Raw genomic sequence first — 3,543 nt, 5'->3', positions numbered from 1 at the left:
TCTTCAAGATTACTGGAAAATCATATCGTATGAAAGGGAAAATATAAATGGACTTCTAAATTAGACTGTCAAAAACCTACATTTTTATTCTGTCATAAACCTACAATTTTATACTGTCCTTGACAATCATAGCCACCCTAGATTATAATTTTAGAAATTACCCCTAAATATTATTTTATAAAAAGTAATTTTTCAGATTCTAAAATATCCCTTATAATATTTAAATAAATCATATATAGTTTCATTTTAAAATATTTATGAAATTTCTAAAAAGCCTGCATAATAATGATTTAACGTATCAATTCCAACCAATGGGCACCTATATCCAAAAAAAAAAGTGAAAATTAAGGATAATATGCCTGAACAAACATTTGAAACATTGTTATATTAATTAAAATAATCCTTGAAAAATCCAAATACTATAATAGCAAATGATATACCAATTTAAGATACCAATTTTGTTACATCTTGTATTTTATCTTTTTTTTATTGTTCTCAAGGAATTTTTCATCTTATATATTGCTGCCAATTCGATAAATCTTTTGTTTTTAATTAATTTCATCACTAACATTACGTTTCTCTTATCACTCATATTATCAAACGTATTTGCATCAAAAATTAATTTAAAGGCCATGAATAACTAATTTGTTTTATTAATAAAATTCTATCTTTGTATTTTAAAGTGCTTTGAGGATTAAATATCGTTCGTGACAAAATTGTCATAAGTATAGAGGATAATTTCCGCATTAACAAATTATTGAAAATTTCATTATCTTTATAAAAATATTCATGGAATTTTACTGATTCAATTGCATATTCACCAAAAATATTTAAACCATTTTCCATAAACTTCATTCCAAAATCACCAAAATTATCATAGTTATAATTGTATAATGTTTTTCTTTCATAATATACTTTTCTAGCATGCTGAAAGGCATAGAGGTTAAAAATATTATCCTGATTTCTTCTAAGCTTTAAATTAAATTTAAGATCCAAATCTTTAATAAAGCTCAATTTATACATTTTCCCCCATGGTACCCCAACATCTATAAAATCCCCTGATTCTTTCTCATAGTTACAATCATACAGCTGCTTTATTATTCTTTCTTTTTCTATAAATCCGTTATGAGAAAAAAAATGGTTTTCTAGAACCCTCCCATTGTTTTCTACTTTCGCAGAAACGATTGAAATATCAACATTATTTTTAATTGATAGACAGAGTAAAGTTTCTAAGTACTCTTCATCAATCCAATCATCTGAATCAATAAAACATATATACTCTCCCGTCGCATTATCTATCCCTATATTTCGAGCAGATGAAACTCCCTGGTTAGTTGTATGAATAGTTTTGATTCTTGAATCATTTTTACTAAGTAAATCAATTACTGCGTTACTGTTGTCAGTAGATCCGTCATTGACAATAATTAATTCAAACCTAGAATATGATTGTTTTAATACACTTTCAACACATTTTGTAAGCTTATCTTCCTTATTATAAACTGGTATTACAACGCTTATTAACGGTTCGGTAGACATAACTGCTCCTTTTGTTAGCCTATTTAAAATACACTTTAGTTACGATTTTATCAGAAAGATTTACAAATTTTTTCTTTTCTAAATAACTAATAGTGTAAATAAATAATTTTTTATTAAATCCACTGTAAAGTGAATAAACTTTGTATCTTAACATATTTTTAATAGCTTCATTGAATAAATAATAGCTTCTTAACTTTTCCATTGAAATTTTATATTTTGTAATTCGATTAGGGTCGTCTTTCATATTAATGGCTTCCATAATAATGGTTTCTAAAGTTAGCGGTGCCAATATATAAGTAAAAAAATCATCTCTATTATTTTTATTTTCCTCGTCCAAAAGGGCAATCATATTTATTTGTCTCTCAATTAAATTAGGTTTAAACGTATTCATAATCGAATTTGACCTTTGATAATAATTATAAATTACTTTATCAGTAAAACTAATCGTGGGTTTGTTTAAAATGATTTGTAATTGAAAATAATTATCTTCGGCAAAAATTTTTTTGTTATCTCCAAAAACAATGTTATTATTGGTAATAAATTCTTTTCGATACATTTTATCCCACGCACTATAGCTATATACCCTACTTAAATAATATTTTTTTGAAAAATCCTCCAAGCTCATATTTTCCAAATTTATATAGTCTTCTTTTTTTATATTTCCATTGACAAAATTTAATTTCTTATCGTCAAAATAGAATTTAAAATTACCACAAGAAATATCGCTATTTTTAGATGATATAGATTCATACAGTGTTTGAATGGCATCTAATTCAAGAAAATCATCCGAGTCTACAAACATTAAGTACTCACCCGTTGCTAATTCAATACCCTTATTTCTGGTTGGTCCCAATCCCATATTTTCATGTTCCGTATATGTGAATTTAGAATTATTTTGGCAAATTTTTTTTGCTACGCTGGCTGATTCGTCAGTACTCCCATCATTTAGCAAAATAACTTCAAAATTTTCAAACGTTTGATTAGCAATTGAATCAAGACATCGTTGTAACTGATCCATTACATTATATATAGGAACAATAATACTAACTTTTGGCATATAAGCTCCTTTTATTTTCTATGTTGATGATATAAATACATAACCTTGTTAGGTAAAGTACCAGCAATGACCGACTTAAAAATGGACAGCATTTGTAATGGAGAACCTCCCATTAATCTATAGTATTTTATACGTGCTTTAATCTCATCTCCTCGATACTTTAATTTTCTTTTATCTAAATCTAGCTCCGAGACTCTATACTTATAAAGGGGCATGGGAATAGTTTTAAGTTTATATTCTTTCAATAATAATTCACACCATAAAACTAAATCTTCTGCTCGGTTATAATTTTTATATTTTCCTGCTGAAATTATATCTTGCTTTTTCATGATTGTTGTAGCATGTATTGGAACTTTTCGACTCATTATAGTATTAAAATCATAATCCATGTCATATATAAATTCATTATATTTGCCTTCATCATCAAACTCGATAATGGATGTCCCTATCACACTATATTCTGGATTCTTAGTTATTTCCTCATATAGAACACTTATCCGTTGTGGTAAAGATATATCGTCAGTATCCATTCTAACTAAATATTCGGTTGTTGCAGCATCAATTGCTCTATTTAGTGAGTAAACTAATCCAAAATTACCACCATTCTTAACAATCCTAATTCGTTCATCCGGGTAATTCTTTATATATTCCTCTAAATGTTGATTTTTAGAATCGTCAACTATAACAAATTCAAAATCACTAAATGTTTGATTTAAAATACTCTCGACGGCTAAATTAAAGTGTTCAATCGGTGTATCATATTCAGCCATTATAACAGATACTTTTGGCATACTTAGTCTCCTTTTTAATAATTACGTATATAACCTGAATAATTCATAGCTTTAATTCTTTGGCACATTTTATTGAAATATGTATCACTAATATCCCTATCAACTGATTTTGACTAAAAAGTTACTTCAAACATTCACTGTTCAAAAATATTGAGGAAT

At 27.0% G+C, this 3,543-nt stretch carries 3 protein-coding genes; all 3 read right to left on the bottom strand.

What is annotated here, in order from left to right; translation table 11 throughout:
• Nucleotides 1–618: 618 nt before the first annotated feature.
• From B9P78_RS09335 to B9P78_RS09325, 3 genes are read right to left on the bottom strand one after another with little or no spacing between them, the layout of a single operon-like run.
• Entirely contained in the window at nucleotides 619–1,536 is a 918-nt protein-coding gene (locus B9P78_RS09335) for a glycosyltransferase (RefSeq protein WP_094519162.1), read from the bottom strand.
• A 19-nt stretch (nucleotides 1,537–1,555) separates the two neighbouring features.
• The gene (locus B9P78_RS09330) at nucleotides 1,556–2,593 is read right to left on the bottom strand and encodes a glycosyltransferase (protein ID WP_094519161.1); all 1,038 of its coding nucleotides are present in this window, start codon (nucleotides 2,591–2,593) and stop codon (nucleotides 1,556–1,558) included.
• A gap of 11 nt (nucleotides 2,594–2,604) precedes the next feature.
• Nucleotides 2,605–3,384 (bottom strand): glycosyltransferase, encoded by a 780-nt coding sequence (locus B9P78_RS09325; RefSeq protein WP_094519160.1) that lies wholly within the window; start codon nucleotides 3,382–3,384, stop codon nucleotides 2,605–2,607.
• Between the last annotated feature and the right edge of the window lie 159 nt (nucleotides 3,385–3,543).

The sequence above is a fragment of the Aerococcus sp. 1KP-2016 genome, assembly GCF_002252085.1.
Classification (GTDB): domain Bacteria; phylum Bacillota; class Bacilli; order Lactobacillales; family Aerococcaceae; genus Aerococcus.
The sequence above is the reverse complement of the archived record's forward strand: the minus strand, read 5'-3'. Positions and strand labels throughout refer to the sequence as shown.